This window comes from Actinokineospora sp. (assembly GCF_050699995.1).
Classification (GTDB): Bacteria; Actinomycetota; Actinomycetes; order Mycobacteriales; family Pseudonocardiaceae; genus Actinokineospora.
Window position 1 is genome coordinate 1 of the sequence record NZ_JBOHGC010000071.1, and the last position, 6,080, is coordinate 6,080.

The following is a 6,080-nucleotide window of genomic DNA, read 5'->3' on the forward strand; positions in this document are numbered from 1 at the left end:
CCGCGGGTGCGCGCGGTGGCCCGTGGGGTGCGGACGCTGCTCGAGGTGGACGGTGTGGCGCTGGCCGACCTGTCGGGCCTGCCGGTCTGGGCGGGCACCGCGGCCCCGGAGGACCGGGTGACCGCGCTTGTCCAGGAGGTCCTGCACACCGACACCCGCGCGGGCCGTGCGCCGCTGGTGGCGCTGCCGCTGCACGTGCACGACGAACTCGCGGGCGTGCTGGTCGTGTCCGGTCAGATCCGTGCCAGTGCGGTGCGCGAGGTCGCCGACTGGATCGTCGCCGCCCTCGAACGGGCCCGCCTCGAGGCGTCCGCCGAGTACGCCGCCCAGGCCGAGTTGCGGGCGCTGCGTGCGGAGATGTCACCGCATTTCGTCTACAACGCGCTGACCGTCATCGCCTCGCTCGTGCACTCCGACCCCGAGCGGTCCCATGAGCTGATGCTCGACTTCGCCGACTACAACCGGTACAGCCTGGCCAGCCACGGAGAGTTCACCACCGTCGCCGACGAGTTCCACGCCATCGAGACCTACCTCGCGCTGCAGCGCGCCGTGCTCGGCGACCGGCTGCGCGTGCAGATCCGGGTGGCCCCGGAGGTCCTCGCGGTCACCATCCCGTACCTGGTGTTGCAGCCATTGGTGGAGAACGCGGTCCGGCACGGGATCGAGCCCCGCACGGGCGACGGGGTCGTGCAGGTCCGCGGCGAGTCGGAGGGCAGCGACTGCGTGATCAGCGTGGAGGACGACGGGGTCGGCATGGACCCGTCGGTCGCCGAGGCGATCCTGGCCGGGCACGGGACCGCGGGCAGCATCGGGCTGGCCAATGTGGACAGACGGCTGCGCAACGTCTACGGCGCCTGGTACGGGCTCGTCGTCGAGACCGCGCCCGAGGCCGGGACCAGGGTCGTCGTGCGGGTGCCGGTGTTCCAGCCGGGGGTGGCGACATGACCGGCGTGCGGGTGCTCGCCGTCGACGACGTCAAGGCGGCGCTCGACGAACTGTGCAGGCTGCTGCGCAACGCGCCCGAGGTGGCCGGGGTCGCCGCCGCGGGCGACGCGTTGACCGCCCTGCGGATGATCGAGGGCGGCGAGTTCGACGCGGTGTTCCTCGACATCTCCATGCCCGGCATGAACGGCCTCGAACTGGCCTCGCTGCTGTCCAAGCTCAGCAAGCCGCCGGTGATCGTGTTCGTCACCGCCTACGACGGGCACGCGGTGTCGGCCTACGGCATCGGCGCGGTCGACTACCTGCTCAAACCGGTCCGCGCGGAGCGGCTCGCCACCACGCTGAACCGGGTCGCGCGGATGGTCGCGCCGGTCGAGATCCCTGAGCCCGTCACCGCACCCGACGACACCATCCCCGCCAAGCCCGACGCGATGCCGGTGCTGCCGGTGGAGAGCGAGGGCCGCATCCGCTACGTGCGCCGCGGCGACGTCGAGTTCGTCGAGGCGCAGGGCGACTACGTGCGGCTGCACACCCGCACCGGGGTGCACCTGGTGCGGATGCCGATCTCGCGGCTGCTGGAGTACTGGGAGGGCGCCGGGTTCGCCAGGGTCCACAGAGGATTCCTGGTGGCCATCGACGCGGTCCGGGAGCTGCGCAGCGACGCCGTGGGCGGGATGCTCGCCCACACCGACCTCGGCGACGTCCCGGTGAGCCGTCGACACGCCCGTGAGCTGCGGGAACGCTTGCTGCACGCGGCTCAGCGCGGCGAACTGGGCGGGCGGGGCTGATGCCGTCGCGGCGGGTCGCGGTGACCAGTCCGCAGACGCGGATCGCGCACGCCCGCCGCCGGGTGCACACCGCGTGGCGCCCGCCCGCGCTCGACCCGGATGACGTCCAACGGGCCATGCGGGTCTACGCCGTTCAGCGCAGGCGCGCGCTGCTTCCGTTGGTGCTGCTGGTGTCGCTCCTGCTCGGCATCCCGGCGGTCCTCGCCGCGTGGCCCGCACTCGACGACGTCCGGCTGCTCGGCATCCCCGTGTCGTGGCTGGCGATGGGCGCGCTGCCGTACCCGCTGATGGTGGGGATCGCGGCCTGGCAGCTGCGCCGGGCCGAGCGGGCCGAGTCCGCCGACGAAACCGCATGATCGCCTTCCTCTCCGTCGCCCCGGTCGTGCTGGTCACGCTGCTGATCGGGCTGCGCGGCATCGCCGCCATGCGGACCACATCGGACTTCCTGGTCGCGTCCCGGCGGGTGTCGCCGCTGCTGAACTCGGCGGCGGTGTCGGGGGAGTACCTCTCGGCGGCTTCGTTCCTCGGGGTCGCCGGGCTCGTCGTCAAGGACGGCATGGGCGCGCTGTGGTACCCGGTCGGGTTCACCGCGGGGTACGTCGCGATGCTGGTCCTGGTGGCCGCGCCGATGCGTCGCTCGGGCGCGCTGACGGTCCCGGACTTCGCCGTCGCGCGGCTCGCCTCCCACACGCTGCGGAAGCTGTCGGCGGTCGTCGTGCTGGTGATCGGCGGGCTGTACCTGGTGCCGCAGTTCCGCACGTCGGGTCTCGTGCTGTCGGCGGTGAGCGGCAGCCAGTACTGGGTCGGGGTGGTGATCGCGGCGGCCGCCGTGAGCATCACCCTCGCGCTCGGCGGGATGCGGGCGGCGACCTATGTCCAGGCGTTCCAGTTCTATCTGAAGATGCTGCTGTTCATCGTGCCCGCCGCCTGGCTGCTCATCCAGGTCGGCCCAGAGGTGCGGCACGAGGCCGTGCACCCGGTGGAGTTCACGCACTTCGCCAAGGACACCCCGGTCGACTTCCAGCTCGACGTCACGCTGGAGCTGCGCGAGCCCACGACCGTCCTGCGGTCCGACGGCAGCCGCGAGACACTTCCGCCGGGGGAGTTGCGGGCCGTCTCGGGAAGCATGCTCGTCTTCGCGGAGGGCACGGCCGTCCCGCAGGCTCGCGGCGGCGCGGCGCCGGGCGGGCCGGGCTGGCAGCGGCCGCTGCTCGACCTGCGCCACGCCGGCTACCCGCTGCTGGGCACGTGGGCGATCCTGATCGCCACCATGCTGGGAACGATGGGGCTGCCGCATGTGCTCGTCCGGTTCCACACCAGCCCGGACGGCCGCGCGGCCAGGCGTACCGCCGCGATCACCGTCGGGCTGCTGAGCATCTTCTATCTGTTCCCCGGCATCTACGGCACGCTGGCGAAGGTCTTGGTGCCGCAGCTCTATCTCGCGGGCACCACCGACACCGCGGTGGTCGCGCTGCCGTCCCAAGTGGAATCCGGTGGCTGGGCGGACGTGTTCACCGGCCTGCTCACCGCGGGCGCGTTCGCCGCGTTCCTGGCGACGTCGCTGGGTCTGCTGCTGGTGGTGTCCGGTGCGATCGCCCACGACCTGCTGCCCGGCGGCTTGAACCGGTTGCGGGGCACGGTGTTCGCCGCCGCCGCGGTCGTGGTGATGCTGGCCCTGCCGTCGGCGAGGTTGGACGCGGGTGTGCTTGTCACCTGGGGGTTCACCGTCGCCGCGTCGACCTTCTGCCCGCTGCTGGTGCTGGGTATCTGGTGGTCGAAGCTGACCAAGGCGGGGGCGCTGGCGGGGGTCGCGGTCGGTTTGCTGGCCTCGGCGGGAGCAATCGGCGTTACTCTGTTCGGCGGAGAACTCACTGGCTGGCAAGCGATTCTGGTCGCGCAGCCCGCACCGTGGTCGGTGCCGCTGGCGTTCGCCACCATGATCGGGGTGTCGCTGTTCGGCCGTCCGCCGTCGTGGGCCGCGGCCGCGATGCTGCGCCTGCACCTGGGCGAGGAGCAGCATGCCCGACCGGGACCGGGACGTGACCTGGGCCACTTGTCCTGGCAGGCACGCCGTTCGTCCGCCGTTCGTCGCATCACTCGACGTCTGGGCCGCTGAGCGGATCTCGCGGGTCTCGATCTTCCTACGGTCACGGGTAACCCGAATCCCCGTTGACGGAGGCCCGCAATGACCATCACAGATCCCGCGGTCGGTCCACCGCAGCATCCGGCCTGGACGGAGATCCAGCAAAGTCCCGAGTTCGGGTCGCTGCGCAAGCGGCTGCGCGGATTCGTCTTCCCGATGACCGCGCTGTTCTTCCTCTGGTACATGGCGTACGTGCTACTCGCCGACTACGCGCACGGCTTCATGTCCATCAAACTGTTCGGCAACATCAACGTCGGGTTGGTGTTGGGCCTGCTGCAGTTCGTCTCGACGTTCGTCATCACGATGCTGTATGTCCGGCACGCCACCAAGAACCTCGACCCGGCCGCGGAGAAGATCCGCAAGGAGATCGAGGGTGAGGACGCATGAGCACCCCACTGGCCGCTGAGGTTTCCGGCAACCCGGTTCTCAACATCGGCATCTTCGGCGTCTTCGTCGCGATCACCATGGTCATCGTCTTCCGGGCCAGCCGCACCACGAAGACGGCGGCGGACTACTACGCGGGTGGCCGCTCGTTCACCGGCCCGCAGAACGGCGTGGCCATCGCGGGTGACTACCTGTCGGCGGCGTCGTTCCTGGGTATCGCGGGCGCCATCGCGCTCAACGGATACGACGGCTTCCTCTACTCCATCGGCTTCCTGGTGGCGTGGCTGGTCGCCCTGCTGCTGGTCGCGGAACTGCTGCGCAACACCGGCAAGTACACGATGGGCGACGTCCTCGCCTTCCGGATGAGGCAGCGACCGGTGCGCGCGGCGGCGGCGACGTCCACTTTGGTCGTGTCGTTCTTCTACCTGCTGGCCCAGATGGCGGGCGCGGGCGGGCTTGTCGCGCTGCTGCTGGGAATCAGCGGCAAGACCGGGCAGTCCATCGTCATCGCGCTCGTCGGCGTCATCATGATCATCTACGTTCTGGTCGGCGGGATGAAGGGCACCACGTGGGTGCAGATCATCAAGGCGGCGCTGCTGATCACCGGTGGCCTCGCGATGACGATCTGGGTCCTGGCGAAGTTCGGCTTCAACCTGTCGAGCGTCCTCGGTGCCGCTGTCGACGCCGGTGGTGCGAACGGTGAGGCGCTGCTCAACCCGGGCAACCAGTACGGAAAGTCGGAGACGAGCAAGCTCGACTTCATCTCCCTTGGCTTGGCGCTGGTGCTGGGAACCGCGGGCCTGCCGCACATCCTGATGCGCTTCTACACCGTGCCCACGGCGAAGGAAGCACGCCGCTCGGTCGTGTGGGCCATCTGGCTCATCGGTATCTTCTACCTGTTCACCCTGGTGCTGGGCTACGGCGCGGGCGCCCTGGTCGGCCCCGAGGCCATCAAGAACGCCCCTGGTAAGGCGAACTCGGCCGCACCACTGCTGGCGCAAGCACTGGGCGGACCGGTCTTGCTGGGCCTGATCGCGGCCGTCGCGTTCGCCACGATCCTGGCCGTGGTGGCGGGCCTGACCATCACCGCGTCGGCGTCCTTCGCGCACGACATCTACGCCAACATCATCAAGAAGGGCAAGGTCGACGACAAGGCCCAGGAGGTCCGCGTCGCCCGGATCACCGCGGTGGTGATCGGCCTGGTCGCGATCGGCGGCGGGATCGTCGCGAATGGACAGAACATCGCGTTCCTGGTCGCCTTGGCGTTCGCGGTGGCGGCGTCGGCGAACCTGCCGACCATCGTGTACTCGCTGTTCTGGAAGCGTTTCAACACCAGCGGCGCACTGTGGAGCATCTACGGCGGTCTGGTGTCGAGCATCGTCCTGATCATCTTCTCGCCCGCGGTCTCGGGAAAGCCCGCCTCGGCGGCCACCCAGTCGATGATCAAGGGTGTCGACTTCCACTGGTTCCCCTTGGAGAACCCGGGACTCGTGTCGATCCCGCTGGCCTTCTTCCTCGGCTGGCTCGGCACGGTGCTGTCGAAGGGCGGCACGGACGCGGCGAAGTACGCGGAGATGGAGGTCCGCGCGCTGACGGGTGCGCACGCCGAGAAGGCGACCGCGCACTAGCCTCGATCTTGCACGGGTTTGTGGGATCTGCTTGAAAGGTTGCTGTGTCTGGGTTTTGCCTGAGATCACTGGATATGGCGATGGTTGTGGGCCGACTGTCGCGTCGGTGGGCGGTTTCCGGGGTCCTTGGTCGTAGTGGCGGGAGGTGTGTGTCAGCCGGGCCACGACGCGGTGCGTAGGCGGGTGAACGCGGTC

At 69.8% G+C, this 6,080-nt stretch carries 6 protein-coding genes; all 6 read left to right on the forward strand.

Going from position 1 to position 6,080, the window contains the following annotated elements; translation table 11 throughout:
- Positions 1 to 945, forward strand: a 945-nt coding sequence (locus tag ACRDSQ_RS04400; RefSeq protein ID WP_431418989.1) for a sensor histidine kinase, incomplete at its 5' end; no start/stop codon positions are given.
- A complete protein-coding gene (locus ACRDSQ_RS04405) occupies positions 942 to 1,730 on the forward strand; it encodes a LytR/AlgR family response regulator transcription factor (protein ID WP_431418991.1) in 789 nt (262 codons plus the stop codon). The genes ACRDSQ_RS04400 and ACRDSQ_RS04405, both read left to right, overlap by 4 nt.
- A complete protein-coding gene (locus ACRDSQ_RS04410) occupies positions 1,730 to 2,086 on the forward strand; it encodes a hypothetical protein (RefSeq protein WP_091382217.1) in 357 nt (118 codons plus the stop codon). The genes ACRDSQ_RS04405 and ACRDSQ_RS04410 overlap by 1 nt, the downstream gene beginning before the upstream one ends.
- Complete coding sequence (locus tag ACRDSQ_RS04415; RefSeq protein WP_431418992.1) at positions 2,083 to 3,846, forward strand: cation acetate symporter; 1,764 nt, start codon at positions 2,083 to 2,085, stop codon at positions 3,844 to 3,846. The genes ACRDSQ_RS04410 and ACRDSQ_RS04415 overlap by 4 nt, the downstream gene beginning before the upstream one ends.
- Positions 3,847 to 3,915: 69 nt before the next feature.
- Positions 3,916 to 4,260 carry a DUF485 domain-containing protein gene (locus tag ACRDSQ_RS04420; protein WP_431418994.1) on the forward strand — a complete coding sequence of 115 codons (345 nt, stop codon included), beginning with the start codon at positions 3,916 to 3,918 and terminating at the stop codon, positions 4,258 to 4,260.
- Positions 4,257 to 5,885, forward strand: a complete 1,629-nt coding sequence (locus ACRDSQ_RS04425) for a solute symporter family protein (protein WP_431418997.1) — start codon at positions 4,257 to 4,259, stop codon at positions 5,883 to 5,885. The genes ACRDSQ_RS04420 and ACRDSQ_RS04425 overlap by 4 nt, the downstream gene beginning before the upstream one ends.
- The last annotated feature ends 195 nt before the right edge of the window (positions 5,886 to 6,080 follow it).